Origin of the sequence: Corynebacterium sp. MSK041, assembly GCF_030232265.1 — a bacterium.
Lineage (GTDB): Bacteria > Actinomycetota > Actinomycetes > Mycobacteriales > Mycobacteriaceae > Corynebacterium.
The window spans coordinates 36,598-54,961 of record NZ_JASPJK010000006.1 but is presented as its reverse complement, the minus strand read 5'-3'; the positions used below and the strand labels follow the sequence as shown (position 1 = coordinate 54,961).

Genomic DNA, 18,364 nt, shown 5'->3' with positions numbered 1-18,364 from the left:
TGGACCCGCGTTCCTGCAGGTCACCAAAAACGGGCATGTTAAATCCTTCACCCGCACGAAGTAGAGTGGGGGCATGATCTACATTGCCCCGTCAATCTTGGCCGCTGACTACGCCGCGCTCGGCGCGGATGTGAGAAAGGTTCCTACCGCTGACCTCATCCACGTGGACATCATGGATGGACACTTCGTGCCTAACCTTTCTTTTGGTCCGGACGTGACCAAGGCGGTTGATGGCGTGACGGACCAGTTCCTTGATATTCACATGATGATTGAGGAGCCGGAGCGCTGGTTCGAGACCTATATCAAGGCTGGTGGTGACCGCCTGGTGTTCCATATTGAGGCCACGGATGATCACATCGCTGCGGCTAAGCAACTCCACGACTTGGGTGTCCAGGCAGGTTTTGCCATTAAGCCGGGCACGCCGATTGAGCCGTACCTCGACGATATTGAGCACTTTGAGCAGGTGATGGTGATGAGTGTGGAGCCGGGCTTCGGTGGTCAAAAGTTCATGCCGGAGGTGCTGAGCAAGGTCGCTACCTTGCGGGAGCGCATTGAAGAGGCTGGGTTGTCCACGATCATCGGCATCGATGGCGGCATTTCCTCATCCACGATCGAGCTGGCAGCCGAAGCGGGTGTGAATGCATTCGTGGCTGGTTCCGCTGTGTTTGGTGCAGAGGACCCGGCTGAGGCAGTGGAAACCCTGCGCGATCTGGCCACCATCGCCGCGAACCGCTAAATGGTCCGCGACATCCCCGAGGCGGTGCAGTCCGCCCTTATCGCGGCGCGTAATGCTGGTCAGAAGGTGCGCGGTACCACCAGCCCGAACCCAGCGGTGGGCTGTGCTGTCTTTGATCAGCGTGGTATCATTGCGACGGGCGCCACCGAACCACCAGGCGGCCGGCATGCGGAAAGGGTCGCGCTCAATCAGGCTGCAACCGTTTACCCCGATCGCTTGAACGGGGCATCCCTGGCCGTGACTCTTGAGCCGTGCAATCACACCGGCAGGACGGGGCCGTGCACTGAAGCGATCGTGGCTGCCGGTATTAGCCACGTGTACTACGTCAACGATGACCCCAACCCCCAGGCAGCCGGTGGTGCAAACCACCTTCGCGCGCACGGGGTCCAGGTAACGCAGGTGGATTTTCCTGTTGAAGGGCTCGAACCGTGGCTAGACTCAGTGCGGTACGGACGTGTGTCTGTGACCGCGAAGTTCGCGTCAACTCTGGATGGCTTCACGGCTGCGCCCGACGGGACAAGCCAGTGGATTACGGCGCCAGAAACACGCCAGTACGTGCACTACGATCGGGCGATGCGTGATGCCATTGTGATCGGTACCGGCACCGCAATTGCGGACAATCCATCGCTCACTGCTCGTGACAGGGATGGCGCGCTCTTAGCTAACCAGCCCCGTCGCATCGTGGTGGGTACGCGCGAGGTGCCGGAAGGCAACCTGACCAGGCTGGGATTCGAGCAGTACGCAACACCGGAAGAAGCTTTTCAGGCGCTGTATGAATCCGGCGCACGAGATGTCCTTGTGGAGGGCGGACCAACGCTTATGCGCAGCGTGTTTCAACTCGATGTCGTGGACCGCATTACCGCCTACGTCGCGCCGATGCTTTTCGGTGCTGGACGCAGCCTCCTGGATGGGCCCCTAGTAGACACGATCGGTGACGCGAAGCGCTATCAACTGTATGACGCATTCTCCTTCGGTGAAGATGCCGTCATTGAACTATGCAGGAAGGACAGGAACGACTGATGTTCACGGGTTTAGTTGAGGAAGTGGGCTGCGTCGAAAAGCTGGAGCAGCTCACCGATGCTGTTCGTCTGACCGTGCACGGACCAATGGTCGCCAGCGATGCTGCCCCCGGCGATTCGATCGCGGTGGACGGAGTGTGCCTGACCGTCGTGGACAAACTCCCCGAGGGGTTCACCGCAGATGTCATGCAGGAGACCTTGAACCGCAGCCGTTTAGGCAGCTACGAGGTCGGCTCCCGCGTCAACCTGGAGCGCGCGCTGGCAGCCGGGGCACGGCTGGGTGGACATATCGTCCAAGGCCATGTTGACGGCGTAGGTGAGCTTCTCAGCCGTACTCCGTCCGAGCACTGGGAGGTGCTGCGCTTTTCCTTGCCTGCGGATTTGGCACGCTATGTGGTGGAGAAAGGCTCCATTGCTATCAATGGCACCTCACTGACTATTTCCGCTGTTGGGGAGGATTTCCTTGAAGTCTCCCTTATCCCCACGACACTGGCGGACACCACGTTTGGGGACATGGCGGTGGGGGAGCCGGTGAACCTCGAAGTAGACGTGGTGGCCAAGTACGTTGAGAAAATGGTTGGGGGCTACCATCTAAAGCCATGATGGACTCGCTGCGCCTTGATTCTGTGGAAGATGCTGTGGCGGCCATCGCCCGAGGTGGTGCGGTGGTCGTGGTGGATGATGAGGACCGTGAGAACGAAGGTGACCTCATCTTCGCCGCGCAGCATGCCACACCGGAAATGGTGGCGTTCATGGTGCGGTATTCCTCCGGCTACATTTGCGTGGCCATGGAAGATGAGGCGGCTACTCGCTTGGATCTGCCACCGATGGTTGCGCAGAACGAGGATGCCCGTGGCACCGCTTATGCGGTCACGGTTGATGCTGCGACGGGAACGACGGGTATTTCCGCAACCTCGCGTGCGGAGACGATTCGCCGTCTTGCCAATCCGCAGAGCACCCCGACGGATTTCACTCGCCCCGGCCACATCGTGCCATTGCGTGCACGGGCCGGCGGTGTGCTGGCGCGCGATGGGCACACAGAGGCTTCCGTTGATCTTGCCCGGATGGCTGGCTGTACGCCGGTGGGTGTGTTGTGTGAGCTGGTGTCTGAGAAGGACCCGACGGACATGGCGCGTGGACCGGAACTGCGTGAATTCGCTGATGCGCACAATCTGCCGTTGATCTCCATCGAGCAGCTCATCGCGTACCGCCGTCGCACGGATCGCATCATCGAGCGTGCAGTCACGACCACGTTGCCTACAGAATTCGGCGTGTTCACGGCGTACGGTTATCGCTCGCTTGTCGATGCGACCGAGCACATCGCCCTCGTGTGCGGCAATGTCACGGACGGGCAGGACGTTCTTGTCCGCGTCCACTCTGAGTGCCTGACTGGTGATGTGTTTGCTTCGCAGCGCTGTGACTGTGGGCCACAATTGCATGAGTCCATGCGCCAGATTCAAGCCGCCGGCCGTGGCGTGATCGTGTACGTCCGTGGCCACGAAGGCCGCGGTATTGGTCTCGTGGCCAAACTGCACGCTTACCGGCTGCAGGAGGATGGTCTGGACACCGTCGACGCCAATCTAGAGCAGGGATTGCCTATCGACGCCCGCGAGTACTCCGTCGCCGGCCAGATCATCGCCGACTTGGGTATCGCCTCCGCCGAAATCCTGTCGAATAATCCGGAGAAGGTAGAAGCCTTGAGTGGTTACGGTCCGATTATCTCCGGTCGCACGCGCATCGAGATCGCACCGAATAACTGCAACATCCACTACCTGCGCACGAAACGTGACCGCATGGGGCACGACTTGCCACTCGTCGCCGAGTGGGAACAGGTTCAGGGACAATAGGTTCAAAGCGAAGGGAAGGACCATCAATGGCAACGACTGGAGCACCAGCACCACGCCGCATTTCAGCTGAAGGTTTGACCGTGGCTGTGGTGGTGACGGAGTGGAATGCGGAGATCGTCGATAAGCTGCGCGATCGCGCATTGGCGGCAGCGCGTGAGGCTGGCGCGAAGGCCGAGCTTTTTAGCGTGGCTGGTGCGCTCGAACTTCCCGTGGTTGCTCAAGCGTGCGCACGACGTTTTGATGCTGTGGTTGCATTGGGGTGCGTCATTCGTGGAGAGACCGCGCATTTTGATTACGTGTGCGATTCCGTCACGGAGGGTTTGACGCGCGTGGCACTTGATGAGCAAGTCCCGGTGGGCAATGGGGTGCTCACCGTTGACAACGTGGAGCAGGCCCTCGCGCGCACGGGTGGGCCGGGCGCCAAGGAGGACAAGGGGGCGGAAGCGATGGACGCCGCATTGGGTACTGCGCTGACTCTGGCGCGGGTGCGGGCGTTTGCTCCGCGCACCCACGACCACTGGTGATGAATCTTGTCGCCCACGTGGCTGCGTGGGTAGGATGACGTGAGAAAACCCAGCGAATAATCGCCGAACAACAACCACGGAAGAGTGCAGTGACTAACACAAACAGTGCACCGGGACGAAGCATCAGCGACCGGGACCTGGCTTATTACAACGCGTTGGACCCGCATGCGGTGACGTCGACGAAGCCGTGGGAGCTGGAAATCACCTCGCCGGCGTTGAAGCGCGTTGCCCTGATGTTGGTTGTGCTGATCATGGCTGTGCACATCTTCATGGGTGCTGTCGTGGATATTGAATTTACGGGCGCGGCTGTCACAACCATTGACAAGTTTGCCTTCCCCGGTATTGGCCTGATCCTGTCTGCCGCAACGTGGATCGGGTTGTCCCGTCCGCGCGTCCGCGTGAATGAGGATGGGGTAGAGGTGCGCAATATCATTGGCACGCGTTTCTACCCGTGGCTGGTTGTGTACGGTCTTGCGTTTCCGCAGGGTTCCCGCATGGCGCGGTTGGAATTGCCAGAGTTCGAATATGTTCCACTGTGGGCCATCCAGTCCGCGGACAAGGAACGAGCTGTGGCTGCGGTGAAGGACTTCCGCGCGCTGGAAGCCCGATACATGCCTGAGGACTAGCCCCTTGGCTAATCCAGCAACCTACCGTCCCGCCCCAGGCAGCATCCCAACGGAGCCTGGCGTGTACAAGTTCCGCGATGCCTCTGGGCGCGTGGTGTATGTGGGCAAAGCAAAGAACCTGCGTGCCCGCCTGAATAACTATTTCCAGCCACCAGAGCAGCTGCACCCGCGCACCCGCCAGATGGTGTTTACCGCCGCGAAGGTGGAGTGGACCGTTGTAGCCAGCGAAGTGGAAGCGCTCCAGCTGGAATACACGTGGATCAAGCGCTTCGACCCGTGGTTCAACGTCATGTACCGCGACGACAAGACGTATCCCATGCTCGCGGTCAGCGTGAAAGAGGATTACCCGCGGGCCTTCTTCTACCGCGGGCCACGCCGCAAAGGGGTGCGTTATTTCGGCCCCTTCTCCCATGCGTGGGCGGTGCGCGAAACTTTAGATCTGCTCACTCGCGTCTTTCCCATCCGGACCTGTTCTAACGGCGTGTTTAACCGCCACGAGCAGTTGGGGCGGCCGTGTTTGTTGGGGTACATCGATAAGTGTTCCGCCCCCTGCGTTGCGCGTGTGAGCGAGGAGGAATACGCGGACATCGTCGACGGCTTCATGGGGTTCATGTCTGGTCGCACTGATGCGCTGGTCAAAGCGTTGACCAACCAGATGTTGGAAGCCAGTGAGAACCTGGAGTTTGAAAAAGCAGCGAGGCTTCGGGATGACCTCGGGGCCGTCAACAAAGTCATGGAACGTCAGACCGTCGTGCTGAGCATGGACACGGACGCGGACATCATCGCCTTTGATACGGATGAGCTGGAAGCCGCCGTGCAGATCTTCACCGTCCGTGAAGGTCGTATCCGCTCCCAGCGTGGCTGGGTCGTGGAGAAAACAGGTGATGAGCCCGGCAGCATGGAACGCCTTGAAGAGGGCCAAGCCGATCCTGCGTTGCCGGTGTTGATGCAGAACTTCCTCGTGCAGTACTACTCCGACGCCGTGGAGCGTGTTGAGCAGGAACGTATCGAAGATGAGCGGTTGGCGGCGAAGAAGGTGCGTCGCCGCGGTGTGGACCAAGAATCCCACGCAGCGCAACGTGCCCCGATGCCGGTTCCCCGTGAGATCCTCGTGGAAGTCATGCCCGCAGAACCAGCGGAGACCAAGGAGCTCCTCGAGAAATTGCGTGGTGGTCCTGTGGATATTCGGGTGCCGCAGCGAGGCGATAAGAAATCGCTCATGGAGACCGTTCACCGCAACGCGAAGGAATCCCTGCGTCAGCACAAGCTCAAGCGGGTAGGGGATCTCACCGCGCGGTCGCAGGCGCTGCAGGATATTCAGGATGCGTTAGGCCTCGACGAGGCACCTTTGCGTATCGAGTGCACTGATATTTCCCATATCCAGGGCACGGATGTGGTCGCCTCCCTCGTTGTCTTCGAGGATGGCCTGCCCAAGAAATCGGACTACCGGCGCTACCGCATCAAGGAAGCAGCAGGGGATGGGCGCAGCGATGATGTGGGCTCCATCGCCGAAGTCACTCGCCGTCGATTCAAGCGCCATACCCAGGACAAGCTGGCCAATCCGGAGGACCCGGAGCTGGACAATACTGCCTTCGCCGATGAGGAAACAGATGACGCGGTGGAAACAGCAAGCAACAAACGCTTTGCCTACCCGCCGCAGCTGTTCATCGTCGACGGCGGCAAACCACAGGTCAATGCGGCCCAAGCAGTTTTCGACGATCTCGGGGTCGTCGACGTCGCCCTCATCGGCCTAGCCAAGCGGCTCGAAGAGGTGTGGGTGCCATACGATGATGAGCCGCTCATTCTGCCCCGCAACTCCGAGGGTATGTACCTGCTCCAGCAGATCCGTGATGAAGCACACCGTTTTGCCATCACCTACCACCGCCAGCAACGCTCCAAGCGCATGCGCGCCTCGGCTCTCGACGGAATCCCAGGACTCGGGCCAGCGCGCCGCAGTGACCTGGTGAAGCACTTCGGCAGTGTGAAGAAGCTCAAAGCTGCCAGCGTCGAGGACATCACCGAGGTCCCAGGTATGGGGCCAAAGCTCGCGCAGAAGGTGTATGACCATTTGCAGGGGGAACGTCGATAAGCAGCTACATGCTTTGTCTCTTTGGATACGATGGGGCACATGACTTCCTCTTCCGCACCGCGCCCCGTGATCATCACCGGAATGTCCGGCGGCGGGTTGTCCAGCGCAGCAAACGTCTTTGAAGACAAAGGCTACTTCGTCTCTGAGAACCTCCCACCGCAGCTCGGCCTCGAATTGATGGACATGGCTATGGCCGAAGATTCCCCGGTGGACAAACTCGCCGTGGTGACAGACGTGCGCGCACGCATCTTCCGCGGGTCGCTCATGGACTTCATCGAGCAGGCGCGTGAACGCGGCTACAACCCCTTCATTCTCTTCCTTGAAGCCCGCGACGAGGTGCTGATCAAACGCTTTGATAGCGTGCGTCGCACCCACCCGCTGCAGGGCGACAACCCGCTGCACGTGGGTATCGCGCGTGAACGCGCTGAGCTCGCGCGCGTGCGTGAAACAGCGGACGTGATCATCGATTCCTCGAACCTGTCCATTCATGATCTGCGTCGTGCGATCGAGGCCTCCGCCGGTGATCTTGGCTCGACGAAACAGCATGTGACCGTCGAGTCCTTCGGTTTCAAGCATGGCTCCCCGCGTGATGCTGACCTGATCTTTGACGTGCGCTTCCTGCCCAACCCTTACTGGATTGAGGAGCTCCGTGACTTCCGCGGTGTGGACAAGCCCGTCAGCGATTACGTGCTGTCTCGGCCTGGCGCGGACGAGTTTATCGACGGGGTTGTGGACCTACTCAGCTCCATGATGGCTGGCTACAAACACGAGGGCAAAGACTTTGTCACCGTGGGCATTGGCTGCACGGGTGGGCACCACCGCTCCGTGGCGGTCTCCGAGGAAATCGGGCGACGGCTTGGTGCGCGTGGGGAAGTGGACGTTGCTGTGATGCATAGGGATCTGAAGCGGCACTAGTCTCCGTGCGCAGTGCGCAGACGGTGATACGGCAAGCCCCTTTGAGCAAGAGAAAGACTTCCCATCATGAACGCCCCTCACATCAACGTAGCCAGCCTTGGTGGCGGCCACGGACTCCACCAGACGCTTCTAGCGGCGAAGCAGATCGCGGCTCAGGATCCTGGTCTTGGTGATCCTAGTGATTATCACGTGAACGCCATTGTCACCGTTGCCGATGACGGTGGTTCGTCCGGTCGCTTGCGCCGTGAGCTGGACATTGTGCCGCCAGGAGATCTCCGCATGGCGCTGGCAGCTTTGACGCCGTCGACCGAGTTCGGGGAGGAATGGAAAGACATCATCCAGCACCGTTTTGGTGGCAACGGTGCCATGGCGGGCCACGCGGTGGGCAACCTCATCATCGCTGGAATGGCGGAGGCGTATGGGGACTTGCAGCGGGCGTTGGACACAGTGGGGCAGTGGACGCAGACCGTCGGACGGGTTCTGCCGGTGGCCTTGGAACCGCTCGACATTGAAGCGGACGTAGCGGGGCTAGATGATGACCCGCGGGTGGTCCGGTCTGTGCGCGGCCAGGTGGCGGTGGCCACCACCCCAGGATCCGTTCGCCGCGTTCGAATCCTTCCCGCGAAGCCACCGGCCAACCCCGCTGCGGTAGAGGCGATCCTCAACGCTGATGTGGTGACCATTGGGCCGGGCTCCTGGTTCTCCTCTGTGATTCCGCACCTGCTGATTCCAGAGATTGTGCAGGCCCTGACTGAAACAAAGGCCACCGTCATTGTCATCCTGAACCTGTCCCCAGAGGCAGGGGAGACCCCAGGATTCACTACGGAGCGCCATATCCACGTGTTCAACCAGCATGCGCCGACCTTAAAAGTCGACCACTTTTTGGCTGACTCGGGCATCATGCTGTCGCAAGGAGAGAGGGCCTACCTCCAACGGGCCGCGGCGAATGCCGGAGCCGATGTGACGTTTGCGGATCTCGCCGAGGTTGACGCGGCAGGACAGCGGACGAGCAGGCACAATCCAGAAAAACTGGCAGCTGCCATCACAACGCTTGTGCGTGGAAACTAAGCTGATGTGAGCAAACGGAAAGGATGAATGGGAACGTGGCATTGACGTCGAAAGTCAAAGACGAACTCCTGGGTGTGGCCCCCACTGGTGCGGATGCCCGGATCGCTGAGGCGACCGCAATGCTGCGAGTAGCTAGCGAGTTTGAACAAGGCCTACGCGGACTTGAGATCCGCGCGGAATTCGCAGAGCGTGCCGTGGCGGACCACCTTGCCGCAACAATCCGGGACGTCTGCGACATTGACGTTGAGGTCAACAACATCAACGCCGGCACCCAATCACGGGAAGCCTGCTTCGAAGTGAAGGTCACTGATGGTGCGAAGGATGTGATCCGGCGCTTCCGTCTGGTCACCGCATCAGGGCACCCGGTTGTTGGTCTGCCGCGCAACATCATTTCCGGCACGATCGGCGAAGTGGAAGCCGCCTGGCGTGGCGCCTTTTTGGCGCGGGGTTCCCTGACTGAACCAGGCCGCACCGCTGCACTTGAGGTTATCTGCCCACGGCAGGAGACTGCGCTGGCGTTAGTTGGTCTGGCGCGCCGTTTGTCCGTGGCCGCTAAAACCAAAGAGACCCGCGGCACCGAACGTGTCTTCCTGCGTGATGGTGATGGCATTGGCATCCTCCTGTCCCGCATGGGCGCACCGCGCGCGCGACTGGAATGGGATGAAAAACGCATCAAGCGCGAAGAGCGGACCAGTGCAAGCCACCACGCGAATTTTGACGATGCCAACCAGCGCCGCTCCGCCCAAGCCGCCGCAGCAGCTGCTGCCCGCGTTGACCGGGCAATGACAATTCTCGGCGATGATGTTCCAGAACACCTGGCTGACGCCGGGTTCCTCCGCGTCAAGCACCGCCACGCTTCCCTGGAAGAGCTTGGCCGCCTGGCTGAGCCCCAGATGACTAAGGACGCCGTGGCGGGCCGTATCCGCCGTCTGCTGTCTTTGGCCGATAAACGGGCAAAGGAACTGGGCATACCGGATACGCATGCAGCGGTGACTGAAGAGGATTAAAGCCAGGTTTTGGTAATTCCGCGTGCCCCTGCGACTACGGGTTCAATTCTCTACACTGGGAGTAAGAGGCCGCGGGTTGACGTTGTAATCGGTTCACGGTCTGGACAGAACACCTAGATAAGTACAAGGAGTCTTTTCAGTGACCACTCGCATTGGTATCAACGGTTTTGGCCGCATTGGTCGTTCGGCCTTCCGCATCATCTTGGACAAGTTCGCGAATGAACTCGAAGTTGTGAAGATCAACGACCTGACCGACAACAAGACGCTGGCTCACCTAGTCAAGTACGACACCGCTTACGGTCGCCTGGGCCGTGACGTTGAATTCGACGACAACTCGATCACCGTTGACGGAAAGCGCATCGAGGTCACCGCTGAGAAGGACCCGGCAAACCTTGCTTGGGGCGACGCAAACGTTGACATCGTCCTTGAGTGCACCGGCATTTTCACCGATGGTGAGAAGGCGAAGGCACACATCGATGCTGGCGCCAAGAAGGTCATTGTGTCCGCACCGGCCAAGAATGTGGACGGCACCTACGTGTGGGGCGTGAACCACCACGACTACACCAATGACAAGAACATCATTTCCGCCGCATCCTGCACCACTAACTCCCTCGCGCCAGTAGCGAAGGTCCTCAACGATGCATTTGGCATTGAGAACGGTCTGATGACCACGATCCACGCCTACACCGGTGACCAGCGCATCCAGGACGCACCGCACAAGGATCTGCGCCGTGCCCGCGCTGCTGCGCAGAACATTGTGCCCACCACCACCGGTGCTGCTCGTGCCGTGGCTCTGGTTCTGCCTGAGCTGGAAGGCAAGCTCGACGGTTTTGCTATGCGCGTGCCCACCATCACGGGTTCCGCTACGGACCTCACGGTGAATGTGTCTAAGGAAGTCACGGTTGAGGAAGTCAACGCCGCAGTTAAGAAGGCTGTCCAGGATCCGGAATTCGGTCAGGCCCTCGAGTACACGGAGGATCCGATTGTGTCCTCCGACATCATTGCGAATGAGCACGGCGCGATCTTTGACGCTGGTATGACGCGTGTGATCGACGGCAAGCTGGTGAAGATCATTTCTTGGTACGACAACGAGTACTCCTACACCTCCCAGTACATCCGCATGACCAAGCACGTCGCGGATAGCCTTTAAACCGGCAACTTCCGCGCCCCGCGCGTGCCTGAGCAAAAGCCCGGGGGAGTGCCACGCACATTCCTCCGGGTTTCGCGTATGCGCATACTCACGTTTTCCCGCCACAATCCAATAACTCTTGAAGGAGACAACCACAATGGCTGTACGTTCTATTGATGAGCTGCTGAAGGAAGGCGTTGACGGCCGCCACGTGCTCGTCCGCTCGGACTTCAACGTTCCGCTCGATGATGACGGCAACATCACGGACGCTGGTCGTATCGATGCTTCTCTGCCAACCATCCAGGCGCTTATCGACGGGGGAGCGAAGGTCATCCTCACCGCCCACCTCGGCCGCCCGAAGGGTGAGGTCAACCCGAAGTATTCCTTGAAGCCGGTTGCGGAGGCATTGTCTGAGAAGCTCGGCCAGTACGTTGCTCTGGCTTCTGATGTCACGGGTGAGGATGCACACGAGCGTGCCAACGGCCTATCCGAGGGCGACGTGTTGCTCGTGGAGAACGTGCGTTTCGATGCGCGCGAGACCTCCAAGGACGATGCTGAGCGCGGCTCGTTTGCCGATGAGCTTGCGGCTCTCGCTGCTGACGACGGCGCTTTCGTGTCCGATGGTTTCGGTGTGGTCCACCGAGCCCAGGCTTCCGTCTACGACGTGGCCAAGCGTCTCCCGGCTTACGCGGGTTACCTGGTCCAAGCTGAGGTAGAGAAGCTGGCTGCGATCAAGGACAATCCGACGGCGCCGTACATCGTCGTCCTCGGCGGCTCCAAGGTGTCCGACAAGCTCGGTGTGATTGAAGCACTGGCGGAGAAGGCCGACAAGGTCATCATCGGTGGTGGCATGTGCTACACCTTCCTCACCGCCCAGGGCCACAACACCCAGGCGTCCCTGCTCCAAGAGGAGATGGTGAACACCTGCAAGGAGCTCCTGGCTAAGTACGGTGACAAGCTCGTATTGCCAGTGGACCTCGTTGCTGCTTCCGAATTCGATAATGATGCGGACCGTAAGGTCGTGGACCTTGACGGTATTCCGGAGGGCTGGCTGTCCCTGGATATCGGCCCGGAGACCGCAAAGAAGTACGCGGAGATCATTGCTGATTCCAAGACCGTGTTCTGGAACGGCCCGATGGGTGTATTTGAGAAGCCGAACTTCGCCGACGGCACCCGCGCTGTTGCCCAGGCAATGATCGATGCAACCGCTAACAACGGTTCCTTCACCGTCGTTGGTGGCGGCGACTCTGCCGCGTCCGTGCGTACGCTTGGCCTGGATGAGAACGGTTTCTCCCACATCTCCACCGGTGGCGGCGCCTCCCTCGAGCTGGTTGAAGGCAAGGAGCTGCCAGGCGTGGCAGTGCTGGAAGCTAACTAATCCCGCTTACCTGAAGAAAGGATTTCTCATGGCACGTAAGCCGCTCATCGCCGGTAACTGGAAGATGAACCATGACCACCTTGAGGCGATCTCCCAGGCGCAGCGCCTCGCCTTTGCTCTGCCGAAGGATTACTACGAAGACGTGGACGTAGCCCTCACGGTGCCGTTCACCGACCTACGCTCCCTGCAGACCCTGGTACAGGGTGACAAGCTGCAGATCACTTACGGTGCGCAAGACGTTTCCCAACACGAAGCGGGCGCATACACCGGTGAGGTATCCGCACAGATGCTGGCCAAGCTCGACTGCACCTGGGCAGTGGTGGGCCACTCCGAGCGCCGTGAATACCACAATGAGTCCGATGAGCTGGTGGCCGCGAAGGCCAAGGCAGCGTTGGGCCAGGGGATCACCCCGATCGTGTGTGTCGGCGAGCAGCTCGATGTGCGCGAGGCAGGTAACCACGTTGAATTCGTCGTTGAGCAAACCCGCGCGTCGCTCGCCGGGCTAGATGCCGCTGCGCTGGCAAACGTGGTTATTGCGTACGAGCCGGTCTGGGCGATCGGCACCGGTAAGAGCGCTTCCGCGGCTGATGCTCAGGAGATGTGCGCGGCAATTCGATCGCTCATTAGTGAGCTGGCAGGCCCCGACGTCGCCGCTGGCATCCGCATTCTTTACGGCGGCTCCGTGAAGACGGAGACGGTTGCTGAGATCATCGGCCAACCCGATGTTGATGGAGGCCTCGTCGGCGGAGCATCCCTCGACGGCGCTGACTTTGCCAAGTTGGTGGCGGTGGCCGGCGATGCAGTGCGCAGCTAAAACCACCCGGTACGCCACACACCGGGGCCAGCAATGCTGGAACTGTCCCGGCGCTGGTGTACCATATGATGAGTTAACCCGCACCCACATTTGGAGGCAGACACACCCATGACCCTGACACTGCAGATCATTCTGGTTATCGCATCAATCCTGATGAGTGTCTTTGTCCTCCTGCACCGCGGCAAAGGTGGCGGTCTGTCCAGCCTCTTCGGTGGCGGTGTCCAGGCAAATCTCTCTGGTTCGACCGTGGTGGAGAAGAACCTGAACCGCTACACCGTCATCGTCGCGGTTATCTGGATCCTCTGCATCATCGGCTTGAATCTCATTCAGGCGTACGGCCTCTAGCTCGTACAAGCAGTAAGCCGGGACGAAAATCGTCCCGGCTTTTTCACGTTCGAGAGGGAAAAATAAGTGTTAGGGGGGGAGGCGAGGGGTGGCCTTGGTCACCGCTTTTAGCTGGGGCTGTGTAAAGATTTACATCGCGAAAAAACTGGCACCGATAGAATCCCTGGTAGAAAATTTCTACTGCTTGGTAGTTACCGGTGCAATGTAAGCGTTTACACAGGGAGTTGGTGCTCAAGAGCTGAGCCGGGCTAAGCGGGGCCAAACAGGGATAAGCGGAGCCAAACAGAGCCAAATGGCGCACGGGCGGCGCCAAAGCAAGATCTAGATCTCTGGACTTGTGGCAGCGTCCTCGGTGATAAAAAGAACGGTGTCCGCCAGCTCAGGGATGAGCGTGACGGGCCATTCGTCGGAGACTGTGCCGGCTATAAGCTGATGTGCTGCGGGGGCCTTCTCTGAACCGGAGACGAGCAGCCATACTTCGCGTGCGCGGGCCACGGCCGGCAAGGCGAGAGTGATGCGCTCTGCGGGTGGTTTCGGGGAGTCCTTCACAGCAACGACGAGCTGGTCACGCTCGGCCAGCTGCTTGGAGTGGGGGAACAGGGAATTGATGTGGCCGTCTGGGCCCATGCCCATCAGGTGAAGGTCAAAACCTTGCGGGGCGAATTGCTCGATTGCGCGCGCGTAGTTCTCCGCGGCGTCTTCCAACGTGGTGCTGCCGGCCCGGTAGCCATGAATGTTGGCTTCTGGGATGTGAACGTGGTTCAGCAGCGCGTAACGCGCCTGACCTTCGTTGGATTCTGGGTCATACACCGGCACGTTGCGCTCATCGCCGAAGAAGACGTGGATGCGGGACCAGTCGAGTGTCTTTGCTCGGACGAGGCGGGACAGCAGCTTGATGCCAGCACCGCCACCAGTGAAGACAACGCGCGCGATGCCATCCCCGTGGACGCCGCCGTCATCGGAGTTCACAATCTCCGCGACGGTGTCTACGAATCGACTGGATGCCTGATCAATCAAAACATCCAGGTTGGGGACTTTTTCGACGCTAACCATGTGCTCATCGCTCCTTGTGGTGCTTTACTGTCTTCCGACTTTAGACAACTTTCACGTTCGGTAGTGCTTTCAACGCCTGCGAGTACGCAAAGTCGGGATCAAGGTGCCGCAATTCTTCTGCCAAACAGTCTGCATCACTGCGCGTGCCAAGGGCTACGAATTGCGCGCCGATGCCGGGGACAGTGACGCGCACCGTTTTATCGTCCTTCACGCTGACTGTCACAGGGCCGGATTCGCGCTGCAGCGTAAGGCGGCGTACCGGGAAGTAGCGTGAGGGCTCGGAGCGCGTCTCCCCACTAGTCGTGCGGTGGACTTCGAGGTCAAGGCATGCTGCCAGCCAACCGGCTGCCATATCCACGCTCGGGTCATCGTCCGGCCCATCAATCTCCACCGCGGTGATCGGGTCGTGCGGGTACGCATCCACGGCTGAGGCAACGACGCCACGCCAGTTAGTGATGCGGGACCACATCATGTCCGAGTCCCCAGGGGAGTAGCCATTTGCCAGGCGCAGGAGGGTGTTGCCGTCCACATTCTCACGGGCATTCGTGATGCGCCGGTGGGCAAGGCGGCCCAATGGGTGCAGGATCGGATCCGCCGGTGCGGTTGATGGCCACCACGTCACAATCGGGGTGTCCGGTAGAAGCAAAGGCGTAACGACGGAATCAAGGTTGTTAGCCAAATCCCCGTGCAGATCCATCACGACGATCTCCGAAGCCCCAGCATCCGACGACAAGATAGCCTGCGCGTCCATTGAAGCTTCCCCGTCGGGGTTGCCTGTGATGAGCATGAGAACGCGTGCTGGGTGCTCATGGGAGGCACTGCGGACGTTATCGAGGATGGATTCCACATCATCGGCGATATCCGCAACAACGATGAGGGTGAGTACTCGGCCCGTGGCCAAGGAGTGGTTTTCCTGATTGTCCAGGAGAAGTTTGGTGATCTCCCGGGTGGAGGTGTCAGACAGTGTGACGATCATGGTTTGTGACCTTTACTTGTCAGTTACGGGCGGCGCCAAGACCTGCCGGAAGCGTGCATCATTTCATCAGCGGAAGTCGGGCCCCATGTCCCAGCTGGGTACTCATCAGGGCGCCCGTTTTCAGCCCAGTAATCCAGGATCGGATCGAGGATTTCCCAACTGCGCTCCACTTCTTCGGAGGTGGGGAAGAGCCCGGTTTCGTCGAGAAGCGCATCAAGAATGAGACGCTCGTAGGCTTCCGGTGACTCTTCGGTGAAGGCCTCGGTGTAGGAGAAGTCCATGTTCACATCGCGGACTTCCATGGTGGAGCCCGGCACTTTGGAGCCAAAACGCATGAGGATGCCTTCGTCCGGCTGAATGCGGATGACCAAGGTGTTGGCGCCAAGCTGGCTAGTTAACCCTGGGTCGAACGGCTGGTGCGGCGCCTTCTTGAACACCATGGCAATCTCCGTCACACGACGGCCAAGGCGCTTACCGGTGCGCAGGTAGAACGGCACGCCAGCCCAACGGCGGGAATTAATGCCCAGGGTGCAGGCAGCGTACGTTTCCGTTTTGGATTCAGGATCGAAGCCCTCCTCCTCCCGCAGGCCAACGACCTGCTCGGAGCCTTGCCACCCGGCGGTGTATTGGCCGCGCGCTGTCGTCTCCTCGAAAGGACCCACTGGTTTGGTGGCGCGCAAGATCTTCAACTTCTCGTAGCGCAGCTGCCGCGGCGAGAAAGACACCGGCTCATCCATAGCGACGAGGGCAAGGAGCTGCAGGAGGTGGTTCTGGATGACATCACGGGCAGCGCCAATGCCGTCGTAGTAACCAGCGCGCCCGCCGAGTCCGATGTCTTCCGCCATGGTGATCTGCACGTGGTCGACGTAGCGGGAGCTCCACACCGGTTCAAAGAGTTGGTTGGCAAAGCGGAAAGCCAAAATGTTCTGGACAGTTTCTTTGCCCAGGTAGTGGTCGATACGGAAGACCGCTCGCTCGGGGAAGACAGCATTGATCGTGGCATTGAGCTCTTTTGCCGACGCGAGGTCATGGCCGAAAGGCTTCTCAATGATCACACGGCGCCACTGTTCCACCGTGGGGTGAGCCATGCCGGTGCGATCCAACTGATCAATGACGTTGGAGAAGTACTCCGGCGGCACCGAGAGGTAAAACGCCCAGTTGCCGGCAGTGCCGCGGGTGCTATCCATTTTCTTGAGCAACGCCGCCATGTTGTCAAAGGCCTCGTCGTCATCGAAGGCGCCTTGGACAAAGTGCATGCCTTCAGCCAGGCGGGCCCACACATGCTCATCAAAATCGGTGCGGGCACCCACCTCAACCTGCTCGCGCACGAAGGACTCAAATTCCTCTTTGGACCAGGGTCGGCGGCCAAAGCCGACGAGGGTGAAACCGGCTGGCAACAAGCCACGGTAGGCAAGGTCATACACGGCTGGCAGAAGCTTGCGCTTGGCCAGGTCGCCGGTCACGCCGAAGATGACCATGCCGGATGCGCCAGCGATCCGGGGGAGTCGCCTGTCGGCGGGGGAACGGAGAGGGTTGACCCATTCGGGTGCCGGTTCCGACACGTCGAACACCTTTCGTCAGTTAAGCGGGTGCTTCCTTAATCTTCGAAGCTCCCCGCGCCAGTGCGATGTGATGGGAGGGGAGCTTCAGTGAAGTGGTGACCCAGGTTACTTTAATAAAGTAAACCTCATTTTCGTGGCCACGACAAAGGTTTTGGTTATCCCAAGTTTTCGGACATGGAATCGAGCAATTCCTGCCACGCGTCGACGAATTTATCTACGCCCTCGCGTTCAAGCACGCGCACGACGTCAGCCACATCAATGCCGACCTGAGCTAGCCCGACGAAGATCTCTGCAGCGCTATCTGCAGTACCCGTGAGGGTGTCGCCCGAGACGTTATCGCCAGCTAGAGCAGCATCAATCGTTGGTTCCGGCATCGTGTTCACGGTGTCTGGGCCAGCGAGCTGCGTGACGTACATGTCCGCTGGATAGTCTGGGTTCTTCACGCCGGTGGAGGCCCACAGTGGGCGCTGCTTGTTGGTGCCCTGCGGCAGGGCAGCCATCGCGGCGGCATCAAATTCGTCGAGGAAAAGTTGGTAAGCCAGACGAGCATTGGCGATGCCAGACGTGCCCTTCAGGGCCTGTGCTTTCTCTGCGTACTCGCCGGAGATGGCGTCAAGGCGGTTATCCACCTCGGTATCCATACGGGAGACGAAGAAGGACGCCACGGAGTGAATCTGGGACACGTCCTGCCCGTTCGCGGCAGCCTGGGTGATGCCGGCCTTGAACGCATCGATGACCTGCTTGTAGCGCTCGACGGAGAAGATCAAGGTGACGTTCACCGAGATACCCTCGGCCAGAGCAGCGGTGATCGCCGGCAGGGAAGCATCCGTTGCTGGGATCTTGATCATGGCGTTCGGGCGATCCACCTGCGCCCACAGTTCCTTCGCTTGAGCGACGGTAGCCGCCTCATCATCGGCATGGCGGGGATCCACCTCGATGGATACGCGACCGTCCTTGCCGCCGGTGGACTCGTAGACATCCATGAACAGGTCACACGCATCCTGCACGTCCTTGACGCTCATGGTGTATACAGCCTCATCGACGCTCGCGTTGCGCGCCTTGAGTTCTGCCAGTTGCGCATCATAGGCATTGCCCTTCGACATGGCTGCGGCAAAAATCGCCGGGTTCGTGGTCACTCCAACGATGGACTTGGTGGATTTCAGATCAACGATGTTGCCGGATGTGATGCGCTCCCGCGACAGATCATCCAGCCACGTGGAAGTGCCAAGGTCATACAGGCGGTCAATGGCGGTCATTGGAGGCAGCTCCTTAAAGC

The 18,364-nt window shown here is 59.9% G+C and carries 18 protein-coding genes; 14 read left to right on the top strand and 4 right to left on the bottom strand.

What is annotated here, in order from left to right:
- The first annotated feature begins 73 nt into the window (after window positions 1–73).
- The 14 genes from rpe to secG all read left to right on the top strand — a co-directional run bounded on the left by rpe (window position 74) and on the right by secG (window position 13,497).
- The gene (rpe, locus tag QP968_RS06485; RefSeq protein ID WP_284855586.1) at window positions 74–736 is read left to right on the top strand and encodes a ribulose-phosphate 3-epimerase; all 663 of its coding nucleotides are present in this window, start codon (window positions 74–76) and stop codon (window positions 734–736) included.
- Window positions 737–1,756 carry a bifunctional diaminohydroxyphosphoribosylaminopyrimidine deaminase/5-amino-6-(5-phosphoribosylamino)uracil reductase RibD gene (ribD, locus tag QP968_RS06480; RefSeq protein ID WP_284855585.1) on the top strand — a complete coding sequence of 340 codons (1,020 nt, stop codon included), beginning with the start codon at window positions 737–739 and terminating at the stop codon, window positions 1,754–1,756. It begins immediately after the preceding gene.
- Window positions 1,756–2,358 carry a riboflavin synthase gene (locus QP968_RS06475; RefSeq protein WP_284855583.1) on the top strand — a complete coding sequence of 201 codons (603 nt, stop codon included), beginning with the start codon at window positions 1,756–1,758 and terminating at the stop codon, window positions 2,356–2,358. The genes ribD and QP968_RS06475 overlap by 1 nt, the downstream gene beginning before the upstream one ends.
- Window positions 2,355–3,602 carry a bifunctional 3,4-dihydroxy-2-butanone-4-phosphate synthase/GTP cyclohydrolase II gene (locus QP968_RS06470; RefSeq protein ID WP_284855582.1) on the top strand — a complete coding sequence of 416 codons (1,248 nt, stop codon included), beginning with the start codon at window positions 2,355–2,357 and terminating at the stop codon, window positions 3,600–3,602. The genes QP968_RS06475 and QP968_RS06470 overlap by 4 nt, the downstream gene beginning before the upstream one ends.
- Before the next feature lie 26 nt (window positions 3,603–3,628).
- Window positions 3,629–4,126, top strand: coding sequence for a 6,7-dimethyl-8-ribityllumazine synthase (gene ribH / locus QP968_RS06465; protein WP_284855581.1), 498 nt, complete (start codon window positions 3,629–3,631; stop codon window positions 4,124–4,126).
- A gap of 89 nt (window positions 4,127–4,215) precedes the next feature.
- Window positions 4,216–4,752, top strand: a complete 537-nt coding sequence (locus tag QP968_RS06460; protein ID WP_284855580.1) for a PH domain-containing protein — start codon at window positions 4,216–4,218, stop codon at window positions 4,750–4,752.
- 4 nt (window positions 4,753–4,756) lie between these two features.
- Window positions 4,757–6,841 carry an excinuclease ABC subunit UvrC gene (gene uvrC / locus QP968_RS06455; protein ID WP_284855579.1) on the top strand — a complete coding sequence of 695 codons (2,085 nt, stop codon included), beginning with the start codon at window positions 4,757–4,759 and terminating at the stop codon, window positions 6,839–6,841.
- A 39-nt stretch (window positions 6,842–6,880) separates the two neighbouring features.
- Complete coding sequence (rapZ, locus tag QP968_RS06450; protein ID WP_284855578.1) at window positions 6,881–7,756, top strand: RNase adapter RapZ; 876 nt, start codon at window positions 6,881–6,883, stop codon at window positions 7,754–7,756.
- Window positions 7,757–7,822: 66 nt separating this feature from the next.
- Entirely contained in the window at window positions 7,823–8,824 is a 1,002-nt protein-coding gene (locus QP968_RS06445; RefSeq protein ID WP_284855577.1) for a gluconeogenesis factor YvcK family protein, read from the top strand.
- Window positions 8,825–8,859: 35 nt separating this feature from the next.
- Complete coding sequence (gene whiA / locus QP968_RS06440) at window positions 8,860–9,831, top strand: DNA-binding protein WhiA (RefSeq protein WP_284855575.1); 972 nt, start codon at window positions 8,860–8,862, stop codon at window positions 9,829–9,831.
- Window positions 9,832–9,970: 139 nt separating this feature from the next.
- The gene (gene gap / locus QP968_RS06435) at window positions 9,971–10,981 is read left to right on the top strand and encodes a type I glyceraldehyde-3-phosphate dehydrogenase (RefSeq protein WP_284855574.1); all 1,011 of its coding nucleotides are present in this window, start codon (window positions 9,971–9,973) and stop codon (window positions 10,979–10,981) included.
- 136 nt (window positions 10,982–11,117) lie between these two features.
- On the top strand, window positions 11,118–12,338 hold the full coding sequence (locus QP968_RS06430; RefSeq protein ID WP_284855573.1) for a phosphoglycerate kinase: 1,221 nt from the start codon (window positions 11,118–11,120) through the stop codon (window positions 12,336–12,338).
- A 28-nt stretch (window positions 12,339–12,366) separates the two neighbouring features.
- Window positions 12,367–13,152, top strand: coding sequence for a triose-phosphate isomerase (gene tpiA / locus QP968_RS06425; protein ID WP_284855572.1), 786 nt, complete (start codon window positions 12,367–12,369; stop codon window positions 13,150–13,152).
- A 108-nt stretch (window positions 13,153–13,260) separates the two neighbouring features.
- Window positions 13,261–13,497, top strand: a complete 237-nt coding sequence (gene secG / locus QP968_RS06420; RefSeq protein ID WP_102723281.1) for a preprotein translocase subunit SecG — start codon at window positions 13,261–13,263, stop codon at window positions 13,495–13,497.
- A 321-nt stretch (window positions 13,498–13,818) separates the two neighbouring features.
- Here the strand turns inward: secG and pgl are convergent, their stop codons facing one another.
- The 4 genes from pgl to tal form a co-directional block, all read right to left on the bottom strand.
- On the bottom strand, window positions 13,819–14,550 hold the full coding sequence (gene pgl, locus QP968_RS06415; RefSeq protein WP_102723282.1) for a 6-phosphogluconolactonase: 732 nt from the start codon (window positions 14,548–14,550) through the stop codon (window positions 13,819–13,821).
- Between the two features lie 40 nt (window positions 14,551–14,590).
- Complete coding sequence (locus tag QP968_RS06410; RefSeq protein WP_102723283.1) at window positions 14,591–15,526, bottom strand: glucose-6-phosphate dehydrogenase assembly protein OpcA; 936 nt, start codon at window positions 15,524–15,526, stop codon at window positions 14,591–14,593.
- Between the two features lie 23 nt (window positions 15,527–15,549).
- Complete coding sequence (gene zwf, locus QP968_RS06405) at window positions 15,550–17,088, bottom strand: glucose-6-phosphate dehydrogenase (RefSeq protein ID WP_102723400.1); 1,539 nt, start codon at window positions 17,086–17,088, stop codon at window positions 15,550–15,552.
- Between the two features lie 155 nt (window positions 17,089–17,243).
- Window positions 17,244–18,344, bottom strand: a complete 1,101-nt coding sequence (gene tal, locus QP968_RS06400; RefSeq protein ID WP_284855571.1) for a transaldolase — start codon at window positions 18,342–18,344, stop codon at window positions 17,244–17,246.
- Window positions 18,345–18,364: the final 20 nt, after the last annotated feature.

Bases quoted from the DNA above. Each gene is read 5' to 3' on its own strand.
- QP968_RS06410 (WP_102723283.1), bottom strand. From the start codon at position 15,526: ATGATCGTCACACTGTCTGACACCTCCACCCGGGAGATCACCAAACTT.
- QP968_RS06430 (WP_284855573.1), top strand. From the start codon at position 11,118: ATGGCTGTACGTTCTATTGATGAGCTGCTGAAGGAAGGCGTTGACGGC.
- pgl (WP_102723282.1), bottom strand. From the start codon at position 14,550: ATGGTTAGCGTCGAAAAAGTCCCCAACCTGGATGTTTTGATTGATCAG.
- ribH (WP_284855581.1), top strand. From the start codon at position 3,629: ATGGCAACGACTGGAGCACCAGCACCACGCCGCATTTCAGCTGAAGGT.
- QP968_RS06445 (WP_284855577.1), top strand. From the start codon at position 7,823: ATGAACGCCCCTCACATCAACGTAGCCAGCCTTGGTGGCGGCCACGGA.
- rpe (WP_284855586.1), top strand. From the start codon at position 74: ATGATCTACATTGCCCCGTCAATCTTGGCCGCTGACTACGCCGCGCTC.
- rapZ (WP_284855578.1), top strand. From the start codon at position 6,881: ATGACTTCCTCTTCCGCACCGCGCCCCGTGATCATCACCGGAATGTCC.
- ribD (WP_284855585.1), top strand. From the start codon at position 737: ATGGTCCGCGACATCCCCGAGGCGGTGCAGTCCGCCCTTATCGCGGCG.
- tal (WP_284855571.1), bottom strand. From the start codon at position 18,344: ATGACCGCCATTGACCGCCTGTATGACCTTGGCACTTCCACGTGGCTG.
- secG (WP_102723281.1), top strand. From the start codon at position 13,261: ATGACCCTGACACTGCAGATCATTCTGGTTATCGCATCAATCCTGATG.
- QP968_RS06470 (WP_284855582.1), top strand. From the start codon at position 2,355: ATGATGGACTCGCTGCGCCTTGATTCTGTGGAAGATGCTGTGGCGGCC.
- tpiA (WP_284855572.1), top strand. From the start codon at position 12,367: ATGGCACGTAAGCCGCTCATCGCCGGTAACTGGAAGATGAACCATGAC.
- QP968_RS06475 (WP_284855583.1), top strand. From the start codon at position 1,756: ATGTTCACGGGTTTAGTTGAGGAAGTGGGCTGCGTCGAAAAGCTGGAG.